The sequence below is a fragment of the Brevibacillus sp. NL20B1 genome (assembly GCF_018195675.1).
In the GTDB taxonomy this organism is placed as follows: domain Bacteria; phylum Bacillota; class Bacilli; order Brevibacillales; family Brevibacillaceae; genus Brevibacillus; species Brevibacillus aydinogluensis.
Genome location: NZ_JAGTPT010000011.1, coordinates 38,606 through 58,776, shown reverse-complemented (window position 1 = coordinate 58,776; position 20,171 = coordinate 38,606). Strand labels below are relative to the sequence as shown.

Below are 20,171 nucleotides of genomic sequence, written 5' to 3'. Positions count from 1 at the left end.
GGAGGGACGGCGCATGAGTGATGCGGCGGGCACGATTACGGTCGTCGGACTCGGCGCGGGCGATTTGGAACAACTGCCGTACGGGGTCTACCGTACATTGAAGCAGGCTAAAAAGCTCTACCTCAGAACCCGGGAGCACCCGGTGGTGGCCAGTCTGGCCGCGGAGGGTGTCGCCTACGAGTCGTTCGACGAGATTTACGAACAGCACGGGACATTTGCAGAGGTGTACGAACGGATTGTCGAGACGCTTCTGGCAAAAACGGCAGAGGAGGGCAGCATTGTCTACGCTGTGCCCGGTCATCCGCTGGTGGCGGAGCGAACTGTCCAACTGCTGCTGGAGCGGGAGGCGAACGGAGAGGTCCGTGTTGTGATCGGAGGCGGACAAAGTTTTCTCGATCCGCTGTTTGCCCGCCTGCAGATCGATCCGATCGAGGGGTTTGCCCTGCTGGACGGCACGGACATGCGGGCTGATCAGGTAAATCCGATGCTGCACACCATTATCGCTCAGGTGTATGACAGGTTTGTGGCCTCCGACGTCAAGCTGACGCTGATGGAGGTACTGCCGGACGAGCATCCAGTCACGGTGGCGACCGCAGTCGGCGTAGCCGGACAGGAGCGGATCGAAACGGTGCCGCTGTACGAGCTGGACCGGCTGGATCACTTCGGCAACCTGACACTGGTCTACGTGGCGCCGACGCAGGACGAGCGGGTGCGTTACCGGCAGTTTGCCTATTTGAAAGAGATTGTCGCCATCCTGCGCAGCCCGGATGGCTGTCCATGGGATCGGGAGCAGACCCATCAGAGCATCCGCAAGAATCTGATCGAAGAGACGTACGAGGTGCTGGAGACCATCGACGACGACGATCCCGACGCGATGTGCGAAGAGTTGGGAGACCTCCTGATGCAGATCATGCTGCATGCCCAGATGGCGGCGGAGGACGGCTACTTCACTGTAGACGACGTCGTCGCCGGGCTAAACGAAAAGCTGATTCGCCGTCACCCGCACGTGTTTGGCGACAAAAGCGCAGGCAACGCGGAGGAAGCGTTGGCCAACTGGCAGGAAATCAAGGCCCGGGAAAAGGCGGCCAAAGGCATCGAGCCTGGCTCCCGGTCGCAGTTGGACGGCATTCCGCGCGACCTGCCGGCGTTGATGTACGCCTACAAGCTGCAGAAAAAGGCGGCAGAAGTCGGGTTTGACTGGGACGACATCGCCGACGTTTTCGGGAAAGTGGAGGAAGAGTTCCGGGAGCTGCGGGAAGCTGCGCCGGAAGAGCGCGCCGGTGAACTGGGCGATCTGCTGTTTGCGGTCGTCAATCTCGCCCGCTTCCTCAAGCTGGACCCGGAGGAAGCATTGGCGAAGACCAACCGCAAATTCAAGCGCCGCTTTGCCTACATCGAGGAGAAACTGCGCCAGGCAGGCCGTACCTTTGAAGAGACCAATCTGCAGGAGATGGACGCCTGGTGGGAGGAAGCAAAACACCGCGAATAAAAGAAGGGGGGAACCGTGTCCATGAGGTTGGACAAATACCTGAAAGTGTCGCGGCTGATCAAACGGCGCACCCTGGCCAAGGAAGTGTGCGATCAGGGGCGCGTGGAAATCAACGACCGGCCTGCGAAAGCCTCCAGCACTGTCAAGATCGGCGACAAACTGGCAATTCGCTTCGGCCAGAAGATCGTCGTGGTCAAAGTGGAGGACATCAAGGAGAACCCGCGCAAGGAGGAGGCCGCTTCCCTGTACACCGTAGTAGGCGAAGTGCCGGTGCCGCGCGACGAAAAGGAAGAAGAGGACTACCTCATAGGGTAGTCTTTTCTTTTTCTAACAAAAATTGACAATGACCAGGGAGCCTCTTATAGTAATAGCGAACAACTTACGCGAAGAATAGAGGGAGAAACTGTGGGGAAAGTCTTCTTGTTTTCGATCTTGTGGTGGCTGACCGGCAACCCGTTTGCCGCCCTGATCATCATTTTGCTTCTTTTGTATCTGCTTGATCTTCGCTTTGTCCGGCTGCTGCCCGACATTACCAAACCGTTTCGCCAAAACCGGCGTCTGGCTGCGCTCAAGCGTCAGGTAGCGCTCAATCCGCACGACACCTCGGCAAAGCTGGAGGCCGCCCGGCTGCTCATGGAGAGGCGGCGGTACGAGGAGGCATTGGCCTATCTGGAAGAGATAGCGCCGTCGATGGGAGAATCGGCCGAGTATCTGAGCGATCGCGGCATCTGCTGCCTCAAATTGGGCCGGGTGGAGGAGGGAGAGCGGCTGCTTCAGCAAGCTCTGACGATCAATCCGCGCGTCAAATACGGGGAACCGTACCTCCGGCTGGGCGAAGCCTATGCCGCCCATAACCAGCGCGAAAAGGCGCTGGGGTTCCTGGAAGAGCTGGCGTCCATGCACACGTCGTCGTGCGAGGTCTACTACAAGCTGGGGAAGCTGTACGCGGAGCTTACGCAGAAGGAACGGGCCAAGCAGGCGTTTCGCGAGGCGGTTGAGGTCTATCGCGGACTGCCGGCCTACAAGCGGCGCATGGAACGGCGGTGGGCGCTGCTGGCGTGGCTGAATCGATGAAGATCGACGCGTGAATGCGGCCTCCTGGCCATCAGGGTGCAGCGAACACGGCTGCGGGAAACACCGGAGAAAGCGGTTCGCAGGGATTTGTTACCTGTTTGTAACGACTTCTTTCCCACTCATTTCCTATGATGGAGGGAGTTGCAGGAAAAGGAGGCGTTAATGGTGAACAAAAGCGCGAAAACAGGCTTGTCCGCGCTGTTGGCCGTCACGGTGTTGACCGGGCCGTTCGCGGCAGTTCCGCAGACCGTTCATGCCTTGACCGTGGAAGATGTTTCAGCAGACGATCCGGACACGGATGAGGAGACCGAATACACGATCGAGATTGAAATCGACAAGGACCTGAAGGCCGGAGACGAGATCATCGTCAAGTTTCCCAGCGATTACAAGGTGTACAAAAGTCTGAAACGGTCGGACGTCAGCTTGGAGGATGACCGTGGCCGCTCGATCGACATCAAGAGCGTGTCAGTGAGCAAGACCACCGTCAAAGTAAAAGTGGACGAACGGGTGAAGGCGGACACGACGCTGACCCTGACGATCGACAAGATCACCAATCCGAAAAGCAAGGGCGACTATACCATCAAAGTGGAGACCTCAAACGAGTCGTCAAAAAGCTACAAGGTGTCCGTCGGCAAATCCTCAAGCAGCAACAAAACAAGCAGCAAATCGTTCGAAGTCAGCCAAAGCAGTCAAGATGCGGGAGCTTCCACCTCGCTGACGCTGGGCAAAATCAGCCTGTCCAAGTCGGACAAGTTGAAAAAGGGCAAGTACATCTACGTCGATTTCCCGGCAAAGGACATGCTGCCGAAAAGCATCGACAAATCCGATGTCAAGGTTAACAGCTACAAAGCCCAGAACGTCTCCGTCACGGACAGTGACACCGTGCGAATCGAGGTGCCCAGCGGCGCGGACGGGGACAACTACATCAAGCTGGAGTTTGCCACATCGGCGGATATTCAAAACCCGTCCGAGGCCGGAACCAGCTACGTGTACAAGGTGTCGTACAACAATCGTACGTACGAGTCGGAGAAAGTCGAGATCAAGGATTCCAAAAAGGCGTCCTTTGACGTAGCCCTCTCCGACAAGGCTCCGGGGGCCCGCAGCAGTTACCGGATGGATCTGAATTTGTCCGCCAAAGTGAGCGGCGGCACCGACATCACGGTGGAGTTTCCCAGTGTGGACATGGTCCCGCCCTTCATCTCCGAGTCCGCGATCAAGGTGAACGGCGAACAGGTGACCAACGTCGGCGTCAGCGGCGGAAAGGTTTCTTTTCGCACGCCCAGCCGGTTTAGCAGCAGCAGCAAGCTGAGCATTGAGTTTGGCCTGGATGCCTTTGTGACCAACCCGAAAACAGCGGGATCGTACGAGCTGGTCGTCACGGTGGACAAGAAAAAGTACTGGTCCAAACCGTTCGACATCACCGGTATGGCAGTTCCCGCCGCGCCGGTGGCTGTGGACAACAGCACGGCCACAGTGGGGCTGACCAAAACGGCGGCGCAGGCAGTCACCGGCCTGCAGGTCGGAATCAAGGCACTGGGCATGCCGCTGGAGAAAAACAAGGGCTTTGTCGAAATCGTACTGCCGCTCGAATTCCGCGTACCGGCGTACATCCAGCCGAACAGCGTGACCGTCAACGGGGTTGCGGCCGCGTACGTCGGCGTTCGCGGCAAGAACGTGCTCGTCTACCCGGCGCAAGACCTCCCGGTTAACGTGCCGGTCCAAATCAACGTGCTGGAGTCGGCAGGCATCGCCGCACCGGCTGCGCCGGGCACCTACAGCATCGGGGTTTATACGTCCGAACAGCAGGGAGTGCTGTTCTCCCGCCCGGTTACCATCGTGTCGCCAAACGCAGTCAGCTTCAAGGCAAACGTGGCGTCGTTTACCAAACAGGGCAAGACGCAAGCCCTGGCAGCAGCGCCGTTCACCGTAAACGGCCACACGCTGATGCCCGCGTCTTTCTTCCGCGACGCGCTCGGCATGTCCGTGACCTGGACCAAGTCCTCCGCGCGGATCGTCAGCGGGGGCACTACCATCCAGTTCACGGTCGGGTCCAAGACCGCGACCGTCAACGGCAAGGCGGTGACGCTGCCGGTCGCCGTACAGGCGCGCAACAACATGCCGGTCGTGCCGCTCCGATTCGTCGCCGAGCGGACGCAGTACAAGATCACCTACTACAACGGCAACTACACCGTGTACAAGTAAACACACGAAAGCACGCTGCCCCGTTTCCGCGGAAACGGGGCTTAGTGTTGGGGCAGCCTCACCGTCATCTTCGGTGGGGCTGTTTTTTGGTCTAAAAGGACATCCCCCTCCATACGATGGTACAAGAAGCGGTACGTTAGGAGGGAGCAGGATGAACGACCAGATGAAGCGGCCTCGCCACGAAGTCGTGATGATCAACCGCCGCAGCCTGGCGATTTCCGGAGTGAAAAACGTCGAAAGCTTTGACAGCGAGGAGTTCTTGCTGGAGACGGAAGGCGGCTATTTAACCATACGCGGCCAGAACCTGCATATGAAAAACCTCAGTCTGGAGACCGGAGAAGTGGCGATTGACGGCCTGGTTCACGAAATGGTCTATCTGGAACAAGGGCACGCCAGCGACCGGTCCAGAGGATTCTTCGGGAAGTTGTTCAAGTGAGCATTGCCGTTCAGATTCAAACGGTTCTGGTCATGTCGGCGTGCGGGGCGCTAATGGGGATGGGGTACGATACCTACCACGTCTTGACAGGAAGAAGCAGACTGCCGGCGTGGCTGTTGTTTGTTTGCGACGTGTTGTTCTGGCTGGGCAGCATGGGGCTTGTGTTTTTCATCCTGGTCAAGGTGAATGACGGCATTGTACGGTTTCCCATCTTTCTCGGCATGTTGTTTGGGGCATGGGTGTATTTTGTCATAGGAAGTAAGAAGTATATCCAATTCCTGATGGCCGTGATAAAATTTTGTAAGTGGTTATATCGAACCATTTTGCGGGTGATTGACCTGCTCATCATCCGTCCCATCCTGTTTGTCTACCGCCTGGTCTTCATGTTGCTTGCGTCTTTGTACGCGGCCGTGATGACCGTGTTCGGGTTTGGGTGGAAGCTGGCGCGTTACACCGCGTCTCCTTTTGCCAGATGGGGTCGGCATTTGGGGAAAAAAATGTACCGAAACACAACAGGATTTTGGACCAATTGGAAGAATTGGTTTCACTCTAAGAAGAAGCAGGAGTAACGACATTAGAGGTGGCCTGACATGACTACACCATCCCCCTCTCACGTCAACAGAAAAGGGCAAAAGCGCAGGATACGTCTCTTTCTGTTCTTCGTCCTCTGCCTGTTTGTCTGGATCGGCTACACACTCTACCTCCAGAGTGGAATGCTGTCTGAGAAGGAAGCGGAGCTGGAAACCCTGAAGAAGGAAGCGGCCGAGGTACAGCAGCAGCAAGCGGAGCTGTCTTACAAGGCAAGCCGTCTGTACGACCAGGAGTACATCGCCGAACTGGCGCGAAAAGAGTGGTTTCTCACCAAGCCTGGGGAGAGCATATACGTGATTCCGGAATAGTCGCTCAGGTTATCTACGAGCAGAGGGAGGCTTTCCACTTTCATGGGAGTCGAGGTAGGGAGCAAGCTTGAAGGAAAAGTGACTGGCATCACGAAATTCGGCGCGTTTGTGGAGCTGCCCGGCGGCGTGACCGGTCTCGTGCACATCAGCGAAATTGCGGACACGTATGTGAGGGATATTCACCAGCACCTGAAAGTGGGCGATGTCGTGACGGTAAAGGTATTGCACGTCCGTGACGGCAAGATTGGCCTGTCCATTAAAAAAGCCCGGGACAAGGAGCGGGGGCCGCGTCCCCAGCGGGAGCGAGGAGACGGGTTTGAAGAAAAGCTGAGCCGGTTCCTCAAGGACAGCGAAGACCGCCAGATGTCTCTGCGGAAAAAACGGGACAAGCGAGGACGAGGTCGTTAGCGAAAGGTTTTGACTTTTTTCACTTTTCTTTCTAACAAAAATGCGCAATTTGACGATAAATTGAGGAAGGGCATTTTAAAAACGTGACGAATGGTAATTATTAAGCCCGTTTCGCTAAGCGCGAATCACCTGTCAGCCGACGTTGACCGCCAAAACGTCGGTTTTTTTTTGTCCCTTTGCGTCAATGAATTTGTCGCACGATTCTGAGAATGCTTCAAGGTATTTTGACAAAATTTACAAAACCACCTCCGTATAATGGTAACCACATTGATGCCAGAACGGGGTGGTGTAACGATGATCGCAAACAAAAACATATCCGACACGGGCCATGTATGGGCGCGCCGTGTCTCACAACAATGGGAAGCGGCGACAGGCAGCTGGGGGCAAAAGGTCGCAGATACCGCACAAAAATGGCATGTCCTTCCGATGTTGATGGGCTTTTTGCTCGGACGAGCCCTGATCCTGGAGGAGCTGTCGCCGTTTGTTGTGCCGTATCTCATGGTGATGTACTACCTGCGTCGGGATTGCGTAATCATTTCGGCTGCGGCGCTGATCCTCGGGGCGTTTTCGCAGGCGATTCCGCTGGGCCTGCAGGCGACCATCAGTGTCGCACTTGGTCTGTTCGTATGCAAATGGAGCGAGCGGTTCCGGCGGAAGGATTTTTCCCGGACGCCTCTTTTGGTGTTCGTGACGGTGTTCGTCAGCCATCTGCTGTTTGCTGTCATTACCAATCAGGTAACTACGTACAAACTGGTAATGGTGGCGGTGGAGGGCGTGCTCAGCTTTGTGCTGACGCTGATCTTCATCCAGTCGCTGTCGATCGTCCATTTGGCCAAACCGTACGAACCGCTGAAAAATGAAGAAGTGGTGTCGCTCGTCATCCTGCTGGCGTCGCTGATGACGGGGACGGTGGACTGGGTCGTCGAAGGCGTCTCCATGGAACACGTGCTCTCCCGTTACCTGCTGCTGCTGTTTGCCTTTACCGGCGGCGGGACGATCGGGGCAGCGGTGGGGGTCGTCACCGGTCTTATCCTCAGCCTGGCCAACGTCAGCGCGCTGCTGCAAATCAATCTGCTCGCTTTTTCCGGATTGCTGGCCGGACTGCTCAAGGAGGCGGGCAAGGCAGGGGTCTCCGCCGGGCTTTTGATCGGCACGGCGATTCTGGCGATCTACGGCGGGGCGGAGGACACCCTGTACCTGTCGTTGACCGAATCGGGACTGGCCATCCTCCTGTTCGTCCTGACGCCGGCGGCTTTGTGGAAAAAAGTCGCCCGATTCATCCCCGGCACGCCGGAAAACCTGCAATCCCACCAGGAGTACATGCGGCGCGTGCGGGATGTGACGGCGGGGAAAATCCAGCAGTTCGCCGAGCTGTTCACGCAGCTTTCCAAAAGCTTTGCCCAGACGTCCGACGCCGAGGAGCGGGAAGAACAGGCAGACGTCTTCCTGAGCCGGGTGACCTCGTTTACCTGCCAGAAGTGCTGGAAAAAAGAACAGTGTTGGGAAAAGGATACGCAGGCCACGTATCAAGGGATGCGCTGGCTGGCGGAAAAACTGTACGAAACCGGCACGCTGGCCGGCGTCACTCCGCCGCGCGACTGGGAGCGCAAATGTGTCAAGGTGGACAAGGTGTTTACCGTAATGGAGCAGGAATTCGAACGGGAGCAGTCATTTGAGCAGTTGAAGCGGCAGGTGCGGGAAAGCCGCAAGCTGGTGGCCGACCAACTGTCAGGTGTCTCCCGGGTGATGAGCGATTTTGCCCGCGAGATTCAGCGGGAGGGCATGGAGCTGACCCTGCAGGAAAAGCAGGTGTCGCAGGCCCTGGAAGGACTGGGGCTGTCTGTGCGTCGTGTGGAGATCCATAACCTGGAAGAAGGCAAGGTAGACATCGAGATCAGCCAGCCGACCTGTTACGGACGGGACGAGTGTGCCAAAATCGTCGCTCCGATGCTGACCGAAATCCTGGGCGAGAACATCGTGGTGAGGGAGCGGCACTGCGAGCCGCAAAAGGATGGGGCGTGCCGGATGTGCCTTGCTTCCGCCAAAGCGTTCGACATCGACATCGGAGTGGCCGGCGCCGCCAAGGACGGCAAGCTGTTGTCCGGCGACAGTTTCCGCACGATGGATCTGGGCAACAGCAAGATGGCCTTGGCGATCAGCGACGGTATGGGTAACGGCGAGCGGGCGTATCTGGAGAGCCAGTCGGCGTTGGACATGCTGCAGCAGCTGCTCCGGTCGGGTATCGACGAAAAACTGTCGATCAAGACCGTCAATTCCGTACTGGCGCTGCGCTCCACCGACGAGATGTTTGCCACGGTCGATCTCGCGCTGATCGACCTGCAGACCGCCCATGTCAGGTTTGTCAAAATCGGCTCTACCCCCAGCTTCATCAAACGGGGGGATGACGTCATCACTGTAACCGCCAGCAACCTGCCCGCCGGCATATTGGAGGATATCGAGGTGGATGTGGTTACGCGGACATTGAAGCCAGGCGACCTGCTAATCATGATGTCCGACGGCATTTACGAGGCGCCCCGACACATCGAAAACAGGCAGGTCTGGATGAAGCGGATGATTTCCGAACTGCAGACGGACGACCCGCAGGAAGTGGCCGACCTGCTTTTGGAGCGGGTGATCCGGCAGCACTCCGGCAGCATTGTCGACGATATGACCGTGCTGGTGGCTCGCCTCGACCGTTTTGTGCCGCAGTGGTCGGCCATCCAGGTGCACGGGATGCCCAAGCTGGAACGGCCGCGGGTCGTGAGCTGAAAGGTATGATTCCCTTCCCCTCTGTCGATACTGGTAGCGAAATACAAATATAGGCAGAATGGGGAGATTTTTGTGAAAGAAGCTACACTGCGGCAAATTCTGGTCGTTACAGACGGCTGCTCTAATGCCGGCATAAGCCCGGTGGCAGCAGCGGCACTGGCCAGGGAACAAGGCATAACGGTAAACGTCATCGGCGTAATTGACAAGGGCGATATGGGCGAGCAGGGGGAAAAGGAAATCCGCGAGATCGCAAATGCGGGCGGAGGTCTGTACGACATCGTTTACCCGCAGCAGTTGGCGCAAACGGTGCAGATGCTGACGCGAAAAGCCATGACTCGAACGATCCACCATGTCGTCAACAAGGAATTGAAGGAGATTTTAGGCGATTCCGCCATCGACGTGCTGTCTCCGGAAAAGAGGGTCCAGGTAGCAGGCATGGTGGACGAGCTGGGGGAACGGAGCCGTCTGGACGTGGTCATGCTTGTCGATACGTCCGGCAGTATGAAATCAAAGCTCAGCGCCGTTCAGCAGGCGATCCACGATTTCAGCATCAGCTTGCGCTCACGCAGCGGGCAGAGCCGCATGGCCGTTTGTTCATTTCCTGGGAAACAAAAGCATCTGGATGTGCGCATTCCGTGGACAGATCAGGTAGAACAGGCGCATCAGCTGACGTCCGGGCTGACCATGAGCGGAATCACGCCTACCGGACCGGCGATCGTAGAAGCGATTGCGCTCTTTGAGCACGTACAGCTCCCGGCTTCGCTGTCCGAACGCTTCCGTAACGAACAGGAAGAAGACGACGGCAGTCTGCGCGACCATGTCTTCTAACAAACCGACGATACCCGACCTGCCCCTGCAGTTTTGCGGCAAATGGAACCAAAAGTCGTACCGCGTCCTGCGGGAGCTGGGACGCGGGGCGAATGGCGCCGTGTATCTGGCCGCCCAGGGAGGCGTGCGGCGGGCCGTCAAAGTCGGGGCGGAGGGAATGGACCTTTTAATGGAAGTGAACGTGCTGAAAAGCGTGCAGCAGGGGCGGGATGCTCGCGTGGCGCCGCTGGTCAGCGACGTGGATGATCTGGTCATCAACGGCAAGACCTTTACCTTTTACGCTATGGAATACCTGGAGGGGGAGCAGTTGGATCGCTATGTCAAACGGATGGGGACCGATTGGGTGCCTATCCTGATGATCCAACTGCTGGCCCGGTTGGAGATACTGCACCGACACGGCTGGGTGTTCGGCGACCTGAAACCGGAAAACGTGATGGTCACCCATGCGGACAAGCAGGTTCGGCTCATTGATTTCGGAGGCGTCACCAAAATGGGGAACGCAGTCCGCCAGTTCACGGAGGAGTACGACCGCGCCGCATGGCAGGCGGGTGACCGGCGGGCCGACATCGCGTACGACCTGTTTTCCCTGGCGGTCATGGCCGTGCGTCTGTCGGCAGATCCGGAAATGTGGAAAAGCAGGCGCCAGGAACCGCGTCAAACCAGTCTGCTCTGTGATATAATACGGAACAGTGACAGCCTGTACCCGTATCGGGTTTCCCTTGTAAAAGCGCTTCACGGCAAGTACGCATCTGCAGGGGAGATGCGGTCGGAGATGCTCGCCATCGTGCGCGAGCGTACGATCGGCCATCGGGGCAAACAGGCGTCCGACTCTGCGGGTAAGCTGGTGGGAGGGCTGTTTGTCGCCTCCTTGCTGCTGCTTGCGGGGACTCTGTATTACGCATGGATGATGTGAAGGGTGTGACTTGTCGGTGTCCCCAGACTTGGTTATGGATACGTGCCTGTTGGCAGGCGAAATCATGTTGAAGAACGGCGGCGAGACGTACCGCTCAGAGGAAACAATGACGTTGATCGCGCGGGCGGCCGGTATGGATTCGGTCAACAGCTCGGCGACGCCGACCAGCATTATTCTTTCGTTTCGCATCAATGGGGAGGACCATACGCGTATGATTCGCACCCCCCACCGAACCATTGATCTGAACAAGGTCACGCTTGCCAACGACGTGTCCCGCCGCTTTGTCTCCGGGCAAATCACCTTGCAGCAGGCGTATCGGATGCTTTGTGAAATCGATCAGAAAACAACCATTTATCCGAAGTGGTTGCAGCTTGTGGCGGCTGGCATGGCCAGCGGCTCTTTTGCCATGCTTTCCGGCGGATATTGGTACGAACTGCTGCCGGCTGCGTTGGCGGCCGTAACGGTCAGATTAAGCTCCGATTTTTTTGAACAGTTATTCCGGGTGAAATTTTTCTTTGAGTTTGTCTCCGCGCTGTTGGGCGGAATGCTGGCACTGCTTATCGTTACGCTGTTTCCCGAACTGCGCATCAGCGTCCTCATCATCGGGGCGATGCTGCCGCTGTTTCCAGGTATTGCCATTACCAACTCGCTGCGGGACCTGATGGCCGGCGATCTGGTGGCCGGCGTGTCCAGAGGAGCGGAAGCGCTGCTCACGGCACTGTCCGTGGCAGCGGCGACAGCGGTTACCCTGTGGTTCACGAGGTGAGGTGCGATGATTCTGTTGAAAGGTTTGGGATTGAGCTTGTGTTCTTCGATCGCGTGGGGAATGCTGTTTAACGTGCCCGTCCGTACACTGCTGGCCTGCGGTTTGGCCGGCATGACGGGATGGCTGGTCTTTTCCCTGCTGCCGCTGTGGGGGGCGGAAGTGATGCTCTCCACGTTTGCCGCGGCGACGGCTGTCTCGCTGTTGAGCCAACTGCTTTCCATCTTTCTGCGCGTCCCGTCGACCAACTTTAGCGTAGCCGGCATTATTCCCCTGGTGCCCGGTTCGCTGGCCTACAAGGCGATGCTCGCCTTCGTCAACGGTCAGAACATGGAGGGAATATCGCTGGCTACGCAGACGGCGATGGTGGCCGGTGCGATTGCCTTCGGGCTGATTTTTGGCGTGTCGCTCGTGACCATCTGGAAAGGAGTCCGCCATGCGAAAAAACGTGCTGGAAAACGTGCGCAGCCACATTGAGCGGGAGGGGCTGTTGACGTCGGGCGACACCATCGTGGTCGGCCTGTCCGGCGGAAACGACTCGACGGCGCTTCTGCATATCTTGTGGTCGCTAAATCAACACTATCCCTATGGCTGGACACTGCACGCGGTGCACCTCAACCACGGCTTTCGCGGAGAAGAAGCGAGGGAGGACGCCCGCTGCGCGGAGGCTCTCTGTCGGCGGCTCGGGGTCGCGTTTCACCTGTTTGAACGGAATGTCCCCGCTTATATGGAAGAAACGGGGATGGGGGCACAGGAAGCCAGCCGGGCGATTCGCTACGAGCTGTACAGGCAGGTGGCTCAACGTCACGGCGCGGGCAAAGTGGCGCTGGGGCACCATGCCGACGATCAGGTGGAGACGATCCTGTTTCGGTTGCTGCGCGGAACGAGGCTGCACGGCCTGACTGGCATGCCGCAGCGCCGCTGGCTGGAGGAGGGCAAAATCGAGCTGGTGCGCCCGCTGCTGTCGACCAGCCGGTCCGATCTGGAGCGCTACTGCCGCGAGAACAGCCTTGCGCCGCGTGAGGACAGCAGCAACCGCTCGCGAAAGTACAAGCGCAATCTGCTCAGGCTGGACGTCATGCCGCTGTTGGAGCAGGTGAACGAACGCTACCGCGAACACATCCTGTCGCTTTCGGATGCGGTGCGGCAGGATGAGGCGTATCTGCAGCGGGAAAGCGAATGGCGCCTGGAACAGGTGGTGACCCGGAGGAAACCGGACGCTGTAACGGTTGATATTGACAAATTTCAAACTTGTGACGTTGCTTTACAAAGGAGAATGATTACTCTAATATTAAGTTATCTCTCAAGGCAAACCGAATGGTCTTCGCAGCATGTGGAGGCCGTTTTGCACATGATAGAGGGTAACCGTCCATCAGCCGAGCTGCATTTGCCCGAACAGGTGACCGTACAGCGAATGTACGGGCAGGTTTGTTTCCGGCGTGATGGACGTCATCGCCAGATACACGGTTTTCGATACCCGCTTGTTGTCCCAGGGACGACTTTGATCGCGGAGAGCGGAACCAGGATACATACGGTTATTCGTGAAAGCCCGGTCGATTGGGCACAACTGCCGGACAATGCGGTCGTTTTTGATGCGGATCGGCTTCCCGGGCCGCTGTTCGTACGCAGCCGAACCCCGGGTGACCGGTTCACCCCGTTTGGTGCAGAACATGCCAAAAAGCTGAAAGAGCTCCTGATCGACGCCAAGGTGCCGCTGGCGTGGCGGGACAAACTGCCGCTTGTGGTGTCGGGAGAGGAGTTGATCTGGGTGCCCGGCGTCCGTCGTTCCGCCACAGCGCCTGTCGATGATCAGACCAGGCGGGTTTTGTACATGGAAGTTGAGTTTGGAGAAGATTGGCGGGAGGTTTTATTATGAATGACGACATCAAGAAGATCTTGCTGACACAGGAAGAAATCGCTGCAAAAGTAAAAGAGCTGGGTGACATTCTCAGCGAGGAATACCGGGACAAAAACCCGCTGGTCATTTGCGTGCTGAAAGGGGCCGTTTTGTTCATGGCTGACCTGATCCGGCAGATGAACATCCCCTGCGAAATGGACTTTATGGCCGTCTCCAGCTACGGCAGCGGCACGGAGTCGAGCGGCATGGTCAAAATCCTGAAGGACCTGGACACCTCCGTACAGAACCGGCACGTGTTGGTCGTTGAGGACATCATGGACAGCGGTCTCACCTTGAGCCGTCTGGTGGAACTGCTTCGCCACCGGGAGGCAGCTTCGGTCAAAGTGGTGACGCTTCTGAACAAGCCGGAACGGCGCAAAGTGGACATTTCGCCGGACTACAGCGGCTTTACCATTCCGGACGAATTCGTGGTCGGCTACGGGCTGGATTATGCCGAGCGGTACCGCAACTTGCCGTACATCGGCGTGTTGAAACCGGAAGTGTACACCAAGTAGCTTTGTTGTGAAGACCCTGCTTCCTATGGTAAAATGTGAAAAGTGTCTGTTCGTGAGAGGAGGTAAGGAATGAATCGCTTTTTTCGTAACACCGGGTTCTACCTACTAATATTTCTTGTCACGGTCGGGATCGTGAATTTTATCCTCTCCGGTTCTGATAAGGTTGCGAAACTTACATATCAGGAATTCCGGGTACAACTGCAAGCTAACAACATTAGTGAGCTTTCCCTTCGTCCCGAGGGCAGCACCTATCGCGTGGAAGGTACGTTGCTGAAATCTCAGGGACAGGAAAACGAAAAGTTTATCACGTACGTGCCGTTGTACGATTCGGATATGATCGCGCTGCTGAACGAAAAGATTGATGCACAAAAAGTGAAACGGGTCGAATTTGGCCCGCAGGAAGGGAACAGCATCTGGCTGACGTTCCTGACCTCGATCATTCCTTTTGTCATCATCTTCATCCTGTTCTTCTTCCTCTTGAATCAGGCCCAGGGCGGCGGCAGCCGGGTGATGAACTTCGGCAAAAGCCGCGCGAAGCTGTACAACGAAGAGAAGAAACGCGTTACATTTGACGATGTGGCAGGGGCAGACGAAGAGAAGGCGGAGTTGGAGGAAGTCGTCGATTTCCTCAAGGACCCGCGCAAATTCAACGCAGTCGGTGCCCGCATCCCCAAAGGGGTGCTGCTGGTCGGCCCTCCGGGTACGGGTAAAACCCTGCTGGCGCGAGCCGTAGCAGGCGAGGCAGGTGTGCCGTTTTTCAGCATTTCCGGTTCTGACTTCGTGGAGATGTTTGTCGGCGTGGGTGCATCCCGCGTGCGCGACCTGTTTGAAAACGCAAAGAAAAACGCGCCATGTATTATTTTTATCGACGAGATTGACGCCGTCGGCCGCCAGCGCGGTGCGGGGTTGGGCGGCGGCCATGATGAACGCGAGCAGACGCTGAACCAATTGCTCGTGGAAATGGACGGGTTCGCCGGCAACGAAGGCATTATCATCATCGCTGCCACCAACCGTCCGGACATTCTGGACCCGGCCCTGCTGCGTCCGGGACGTTTTGACCGACAAATTACCGTAGACCGCCCGGACATCAAAGGACGGGAAGCGGTGCTGAAAGTCCACGCCCGCAACAAGCCGCTCGGCGACGATGTGAAGCTGGACGTCATCGCCCGCGGGACCTCGGGCTTTACCGGCGCCGATCTGGAGAACCTGCTGAACGAAGCGGCACTCCTGACCGCCCGGAAAAACAAGAAGCAGATAAGCATGGAAGAGGTAGACGAGGCGATCGACCGCGTCATCGCCGGACCGGCCAAGAAATCCCGCGTCATCAGCGAGGAAGAACGCCGTCTCGTGGCATATCACGAAGCGGGTCACACCATCGTCGGCTATCATTTGAAAAATGCGGAAATGGTGCACAAGGTGACCATCATTCCGCGCGGTCAGGCAGGCGGTTACACCGTCATGCTGCCAAAAGAAGACCGCTTTTTTGCCACCAAGTCCGATCTGCTTGACAAGATCACCGGTCTGCTGGGCGGACGGGTTGCAGAAGAGCTGGTGCTGGGCGACATCAGTACCGGTGCGCACAATGACTTCCAGCGCGCGACGGCAATTGCTCGCAGCATGATCACCGAGTACGGCATGAGCCGTCTGGGCCCGATGCAGTTCGGCCGCAACCAGGGACAGGTGTTTCTCGGCCGCGACATCGGCCACGAGCGCAACTACTCCGACCAGATCGCCTACGAGATCGACCAGGAGATGCAGCGCATCATCAACGAGTGCTACGAGCGATGCAAAGAGCTGCTCATCAAGCACCGCGACCAGCTCGAGCTGGTGGCGACCACGCTCCTGCGCGTCGAAACGCTGGATGCGGAGCAGATCAAGCGGCTGATCGAAACGGGCAAACTGGAAGAAGACGACACGGCAGCGGACAACAGCGATGTCGTAGTCAATATCCAGCCCAAAAAGGACGAAGAGACAAACGAAGAACCGAAGGCATAAGGAGCGCTGTGTGCGCTCCTTTTCGTTTGGAGACAAAGTCCGTGGTGTCATGGGTGATAGGGCCCGCTCGGACCAGGCGGGGTCAGTCGAGGTCTGCCTGCTTATGGGCGGGGAGAACTAGGCCGCCTGGCGTGATCGGGAATTATGCGTCCCTCCTATTGAAACTGGGAACAGAATCGGGTACAGTGAAGGTGAATCAACGGAACACGTACGGAAGGAAAAAGTGCAGGAGCGTCAGCCTGCGCTTTTCTATTAGCAAAGGAGGAGATGGCGTTGTTTTCCCAACTGCGCTTGGCGGCTTTTGACATGGACGGTACGTTGTTGAACGAGGACGCACGGATGACGGAGGCGACTCGGGAGGCGTGCCGTCTGCTCCAGGCCAGCGGCTGCAAGCTGGTGCTGTCGACGGGCAGAACGTACCCGTCGGCCCGACTTCCGATTGACGGCTTTCCCTTTGACGGCTACGTCTGCAGCAACGGGGCGGCCGTGTACGAAGCGGACGGACGGCTGGTGCAGCGCACCTTTTTGCCGGCGGACATGGTGCGGGAAGTGGTGGATACACTTCGGCAGGAACTGCTGTATTACGAACTGCACGACACGGCCGGCAACCGCTGGATGGTGCAGGAAGACCGGGAGCGCATCGAAACGCTGATCGGGGAGGATGCTTCGGTGGAAGGCCTGGAGCTGCGCCGCCATGCGTTTTACGAGTGGGCCCGCGTCGCACCGTTGGAGGAGATGATGCGGCTGGTATCGACAGGCGAAGCGGAGATCGTCAAGCTGTTTATCTGGCACCCTGTACCGGAGCAGCTGGAACCGGTGCGTCAGCGCCTGGAACAGTGGGGCGAGTCAGCGGCAATCACTACCTCGGGTCCGTACAACATCGAGGTGATTCCCAAACACGCGTCCAAGTGGGAGGGACTTCTTTATTTTATCCGCAAGTGGGGCTTTACCCCGGAACAGGTCATGGCGTTTGGCGACGCGGACAACGACCGCGAAGCGCTGACCCATGCCGGCTACTCCGTGGCGATGGAGAATGCGGACCCGGCGATCAAAAAAATCGCCCGGTTTATTGCCCCGCACCACAATGAAGACGGGGTCGCCCGGTTTATCCGGGAACGCGTGCTCGGGCGCGGGTAAAAACCAGCAGTTCCCCCAAGGACAATACATTGACAAGGGGGAGCATTGGGATTACAATGGCCCTAAGTTACGACACCATGTAGGGGGATATTCCATGGAAGCCTTGGCGTTAGAGAAGAAAGCGCAGCGAAATGCTGAGTTACGCGAACGGCTGATGCAGTTGAAAAAAGAACGCAATGCCATTATCTTGGCTCACTACTACCAACGGCCGGAGATTCAGGAAGTGGCTGACTATATTGGCGATTCGTTTGGTTTGGCCCAAAAGGCGAAAGAGACCGATGCGGACGTGATACTGTTCTGCGGCGTTCACTTCATGGGAGAAAGTGCAAAAATTCTCAATCCCAACAAGAAGGTGATTATTCCCGACGAGCGGGCCGGCTGTCCGATGGCGGACATGGTCAACGTGGAAGGCCTGCGCCGCCTCAAAGCTCAGCACCCCAACGCCAAAGTCGTGGCGTACATTAATACTTCGGCAGACGTGAAAGCGGAAACATACATCTGCTGTACGTCTTCCAACGCCAAACGCGTGATCGAGTCCATCGACAGTGACGAGATCATCTGGGTGCCGGACAAAAACCTGGGCCACTACGTCTCCCAGTTTACCGACAAGAAAATGATCATCTGGGAAGGGTACTGCAACACCCACGACCAGCTTTCCGTCGAAGACATCATGACGTTGAAACGGCAGCATCCCAACGCGCTGGTCGTCGTCCATCCGGAGTGCCGTCCGGAAGTGGTCGCCCTGGCAGACTACGTCGGTTCCACGACGGGCATTTTGAAGTTCTGCCGCGAGTCCTCCCACAAGGAGTTCATCATCGGGACCGAAGACGGCACGCGCTACATGCTGGAGAAGGACAGTCCGGACAAAACCTTTATCTTTGCGTCGAAGTACCTGGTCTGCCCGAACATGAAGGTAAACAACCTGAAAAAATGCGTGGAAGCCTTGGAAAACATGAAGCCGGAAATTTACGTGCCGGAGGATATCGCCAACCGTGCTCGCGCTTCGTTGGAGCGCATGCTGGAAGTGGCGCCGGCGTAACGACACAGGCGAGCAAACAGGAAAAAACCTGCACCCGTGTGCACGATGCGCGAGGGTGCAGGTTTTTGCTTGTGGGGGCACATGCAGCGGGCGCGTCCCCGGCAAGACAGGGCGCGCGTAATTACGATGGCATCGGGGTAGTCGTCGGTTCGGCGTAGCCTTCCTTGTAGGTGTCGTCGATAAACTGGCGGATTTCCTTGACCGATTTGCCCTCCTGCTTCAGTTTGGACGAGACGATGGCGATTTCCATGCAGACGCCGCAGCGTGTGCCGTGTTCGTCCCAGACGATGGAGCCGTCTTCCCGTTCTTCCTTGATAAAGCAGTTGCCGTTGTGCTGATGGCCGGCGCTTTCCCCGCAGCCGCAGTAGCATGGAATGGATTTCAACAGGTCGCGGTTGGCGGCGGCGATTTTATAGGCCGCTACGATCTGGGGGTCCAGATCGTTCAAAAAGCTGGGCAGTTGGTCCGCCGAGGCGGTCAATTCCTGCAGGTCTCCATTGGGGGCGTGCTGTTGGTGACCGGAGTGGTCGCCCTGGGCATTATCCTGCCCGTCGCAGCCGGCAATCAGGGCCGCCGCCAGGAGACTGATGGCGAGCAACGGTTTCCGTTTCATGCGGGACATACCTCCTTGCGACAATCATATCATATCCTTGTGCAGAAAGTGTGAAAGCCAGCAGGTAAATCGGAATAAATCCTATTTACATCCCGGTCATCTGTCTGTATAATTAAGAACGACATCTTGTAAATCGTAATGATTATGAATTTGGAGAGGACGAGTAAGGATGAAAAAGAGCCTGTTAACTATACTGAGTGTCATCACGGCGGCAGCGCTTGCCGGCTGCGGAGCGCAGGACGCCTCCCAAAACGGGCCCCAGACAGATGCGGGCGCGTCAAAACTGAAAGTATACACCTCCATCTATCCGCTGGAGTTCGCGGCCAAGCGGATCGCCGGCGATCACGCCGAGGTAACCAACATCGTGCCGACCGGCGTTGAACCCCACGATTTTGAACCGACGGCACAGGACATGGTCGGCCTGTCGGGAGCCGATCTGTTCATCTACAACGGCAATGGCTTTGAGGCGTGGGTGGACAAGGCGGTCGAGGGTCTCGACAAAAATAAAACGGTTGTGATCAACGCCACGGAAGGATTGGAACTGCTCAAGGCCGCGGAGGGTCACCAGCACGGTGACGAACATCAGGAAGGGAGCGCGGAACACGGACACGAGGAGCATGAGGAAGGAGGCTCGACAAAGGCCCACGAGCACGAGCACGGGCAGTTTGACCCGCACGTATGGCTCGACCCGACCATGCTGAAGGAGCAGGCCGAAAAGATCAAGGCGGCGCTGGCGCAAAAAGACCAGGCGCACGCGGCCGATTACGAAGCGAACTTCAAGCAGCTGGCCAGCGACTTGGACCAGCTTGACCAGGAGTTTCAGGAGATGGTGGCAAAGGCGCCGAAAAAAGAATTTATGGTCTCTCACAGCGCATTTGCTTACCTGGCGAACCGTTATGGTTTGAAACAGGTGGCCATCTCCGGACTTAACCCGGCGGATGAACCGTCCCCTTCCGACATGAAGGAACTGGTGGAGCACATCAAGGAGCACAACATCTCCTACGTTCTGTTTGAAACGCTGGTCTCTCCGAAAGTGGCGGAGGTCATCGCCAAAGAGGCAGGCGTGAAAACGGGCACGCTCAACCCCTTGGAAGGACTGACGGAACAAGAAGCTCAGTCCGGCAAGGATTATCTCTCCATCATGCGCGACAATCTGAACATGCTGCGCACAGCGCTGCAGTAAGAAGACGAGAT

Annotated in this window: 20 protein-coding genes; 19 read left to right on the top strand and 1 reads right to left on the bottom strand. The window is 57.3% G+C overall.

Annotated elements, in window-relative coordinates; all coding sequences use genetic code 11:
* Window positions 1-13: 13 nt before the first annotated feature.
* The 18 genes from yabN to nadA all read left to right on the top strand — a co-directional run bounded on the left by yabN (window position 14) and on the right by nadA (window position 18,364).
* Entirely contained in the window at window positions 14-1,489 is a 1,476-nt protein-coding gene (gene yabN, locus KDN35_RS09510; protein WP_171567209.1) for a bifunctional methyltransferase/pyrophosphohydrolase YabN, read from the top strand.
* A 21-nt stretch (window positions 1,490-1,510) separates the two neighbouring features.
* Window positions 1,511-1,804, top strand: coding sequence for an RNA-binding S4 domain-containing protein (locus KDN35_RS09505; protein ID WP_212132611.1), 294 nt, complete (start codon window positions 1,511-1,513; stop codon window positions 1,802-1,804).
* A gap of 90 nt (window positions 1,805-1,894) precedes the next feature.
* Window positions 1,895-2,563, top strand: a complete 669-nt coding sequence (locus tag KDN35_RS09500; protein ID WP_171567210.1) for a tetratricopeptide repeat protein — start codon at window positions 1,895-1,897, stop codon at window positions 2,561-2,563.
* A gap of 162 nt (window positions 2,564-2,725) precedes the next feature.
* Complete coding sequence (locus KDN35_RS09495; RefSeq protein WP_216369541.1) at window positions 2,726-4,765, top strand: copper amine oxidase N-terminal domain-containing protein; 2,040 nt, start codon at window positions 2,726-2,728, stop codon at window positions 4,763-4,765.
* Between the two features lie 151 nt (window positions 4,766-4,916).
* Complete coding sequence (gene yabP / locus KDN35_RS09490) at window positions 4,917-5,201, top strand: sporulation protein YabP (protein WP_171567212.1); 285 nt, start codon at window positions 4,917-4,919, stop codon at window positions 5,199-5,201.
* Complete coding sequence (yabQ, locus tag KDN35_RS09485; protein ID WP_171567213.1) at window positions 5,198-5,770, top strand: spore cortex biosynthesis protein YabQ; 573 nt, start codon at window positions 5,198-5,200, stop codon at window positions 5,768-5,770. The genes yabP and yabQ overlap by 4 nt, the downstream gene beginning before the upstream one ends.
* A 21-nt stretch (window positions 5,771-5,791) precedes the next feature.
* The gene (locus KDN35_RS09480) at window positions 5,792-6,100 is read left to right on the top strand and encodes an FtsB family cell division protein (protein ID WP_171567214.1); all 309 of its coding nucleotides are present in this window, start codon (window positions 5,792-5,794) and stop codon (window positions 6,098-6,100) included.
* A gap of 42 nt (window positions 6,101-6,142) precedes the next feature.
* The gene (locus tag KDN35_RS09475; protein WP_171567215.1) at window positions 6,143-6,508 is read left to right on the top strand and encodes a S1 RNA-binding domain-containing protein; all 366 of its coding nucleotides are present in this window, start codon (window positions 6,143-6,145) and stop codon (window positions 6,506-6,508) included.
* Window positions 6,509-6,802: 294 nt separating this feature from the next.
* Window positions 6,803-9,277: a stage II sporulation protein E gene (gene spoIIE / locus KDN35_RS09470; RefSeq protein WP_212132610.1), complete on the top strand. Its 2,475-nt coding sequence runs from the start codon at window positions 6,803-6,805 to the stop codon at window positions 9,275-9,277.
* Between the two features lie 72 nt (window positions 9,278-9,349).
* Window positions 9,350-10,105, top strand: a complete 756-nt coding sequence (locus KDN35_RS09465) for a vWA domain-containing protein (RefSeq protein WP_212132609.1) — start codon at window positions 9,350-9,352, stop codon at window positions 10,103-10,105.
* Complete coding sequence (locus KDN35_RS09460; protein WP_171567218.1) at window positions 10,095-11,018, top strand: serine/threonine protein kinase; 924 nt, start codon at window positions 10,095-10,097, stop codon at window positions 11,016-11,018. The genes KDN35_RS09465 and KDN35_RS09460 overlap by 11 nt, the downstream gene beginning before the upstream one ends.
* Window positions 11,019-11,034: 16 nt before the next feature.
* Window positions 11,035-11,784 carry a threonine/serine exporter family protein gene (locus KDN35_RS09455; RefSeq protein WP_171567219.1) on the top strand — a complete coding sequence of 250 codons (750 nt, stop codon included), beginning with the start codon at window positions 11,035-11,037 and terminating at the stop codon, window positions 11,782-11,784.
* Window positions 11,785-11,790: 6 nt separating this feature from the next.
* Window positions 11,791-12,258, top strand: a complete 468-nt coding sequence (locus tag KDN35_RS09450; protein WP_216369542.1) for a threonine/serine exporter family protein — start codon at window positions 11,791-11,793, stop codon at window positions 12,256-12,258.
* Window positions 12,230-13,657 (top strand): tRNA lysidine(34) synthetase TilS, encoded by a 1,428-nt coding sequence (gene tilS, locus KDN35_RS09445; RefSeq protein ID WP_212132635.1) that lies wholly within the window; start codon window positions 12,230-12,232, stop codon window positions 13,655-13,657. The genes KDN35_RS09450 and tilS overlap by 29 nt, the downstream gene beginning before the upstream one ends.
* Entirely contained in the window at window positions 13,654-14,193 is a 540-nt protein-coding gene (gene hpt, locus KDN35_RS09440) for a hypoxanthine phosphoribosyltransferase (protein ID WP_171567220.1), read from the top strand. The genes tilS and hpt overlap by 4 nt, the downstream gene beginning before the upstream one ends.
* A 69-nt stretch (window positions 14,194-14,262) precedes the next feature.
* Entirely contained in the window at window positions 14,263-16,188 is a 1,926-nt protein-coding gene (gene ftsH, locus KDN35_RS09435; RefSeq protein WP_171567221.1) for an ATP-dependent zinc metalloprotease FtsH, read from the top strand.
* 273 nt (window positions 16,189-16,461) lie between these two features.
* Entirely contained in the window at window positions 16,462-17,325 is an 864-nt protein-coding gene (locus KDN35_RS09430) for an HAD family hydrolase (protein WP_249179015.1), read from the top strand.
* Window positions 17,326-17,419: 94 nt separating this feature from the next.
* A complete protein-coding gene (nadA, locus tag KDN35_RS09425; RefSeq protein WP_171567223.1) occupies window positions 17,420-18,364 on the top strand; it encodes a quinolinate synthase NadA in 945 nt (314 codons plus the stop codon).
* 121 nt (window positions 18,365-18,485) lie between these two features.
* On the opposite strand, the gene KDN35_RS09420 is transcribed toward nadA, so the two are convergent.
* Window positions 18,486-18,977 carry a PCYCGC motif-containing (lipo)protein gene (locus KDN35_RS09420; protein WP_212132608.1) on the bottom strand — a complete coding sequence of 164 codons (492 nt, stop codon included), beginning with the start codon at window positions 18,975-18,977 and terminating at the stop codon, window positions 18,486-18,488.
* A 169-nt stretch (window positions 18,978-19,146) separates the two neighbouring features.
* On the opposite strand from KDN35_RS09420, the gene KDN35_RS09415 reads away from it, so the two are divergent.
* Entirely contained in the window at window positions 19,147-20,160 is a 1,014-nt protein-coding gene (locus tag KDN35_RS09415; protein ID WP_212132607.1) for a metal ABC transporter substrate-binding protein, read from the top strand.
* Window positions 20,161-20,171: the final 11 nt, after the last annotated feature.

Bases quoted from the DNA above. Each gene is read 5' to 3' on its own strand.
- yabN (WP_171567209.1), top strand. From the start codon at position 14: ATGAGTGATGCGGCGGGCACGATTACGGTCGTCGGACTCGGCGCGGGC.
- KDN35_RS09505 (WP_212132611.1), top strand. From the start codon at position 1,511: ATGAGGTTGGACAAATACCTGAAAGTGTCGCGGCTGATCAAACGGCGC.
- KDN35_RS09495 (WP_216369541.1), top strand. From the start codon at position 2,726: ATGGTGAACAAAAGCGCGAAAACAGGCTTGTCCGCGCTGTTGGCCGTC.
- yabP (WP_171567212.1), top strand. From the start codon at position 4,917: ATGAACGACCAGATGAAGCGGCCTCGCCACGAAGTCGTGATGATCAAC.
- KDN35_RS09480 (WP_171567214.1), top strand. From the start codon at position 5,792: ATGACTACACCATCCCCCTCTCACGTCAACAGAAAAGGGCAAAAGCGC.
- KDN35_RS09475 (WP_171567215.1), top strand. From the start codon at position 6,143: ATGGGAGTCGAGGTAGGGAGCAAGCTTGAAGGAAAAGTGACTGGCATC.
- spoIIE (WP_212132610.1), top strand. From the start codon at position 6,803: ATGATCGCAAACAAAAACATATCCGACACGGGCCATGTATGGGCGCGC.
- KDN35_RS09460 (WP_171567218.1), top strand. From the start codon at position 10,095: ATGTCTTCTAACAAACCGACGATACCCGACCTGCCCCTGCAGTTTTGC.
- KDN35_RS09450 (WP_216369542.1), top strand. From the start codon at position 11,791: ATGATTCTGTTGAAAGGTTTGGGATTGAGCTTGTGTTCTTCGATCGCG.
- hpt (WP_171567220.1), top strand. From the start codon at position 13,654: ATGAATGACGACATCAAGAAGATCTTGCTGACACAGGAAGAAATCGCT.
- ftsH (WP_171567221.1), top strand. From the start codon at position 14,263: ATGAATCGCTTTTTTCGTAACACCGGGTTCTACCTACTAATATTTCTT.
- nadA (WP_171567223.1), top strand. From the start codon at position 17,420: ATGGAAGCCTTGGCGTTAGAGAAGAAAGCGCAGCGAAATGCTGAGTTA.
- KDN35_RS09420 (WP_212132608.1), bottom strand. From the start codon at position 18,977: ATGAAACGGAAACCGTTGCTCGCCATCAGTCTCCTGGCGGCGGCCCTG.
- KDN35_RS09415 (WP_212132607.1), top strand. From the start codon at position 19,147: ATGAAAAAGAGCCTGTTAACTATACTGAGTGTCATCACGGCGGCAGCG.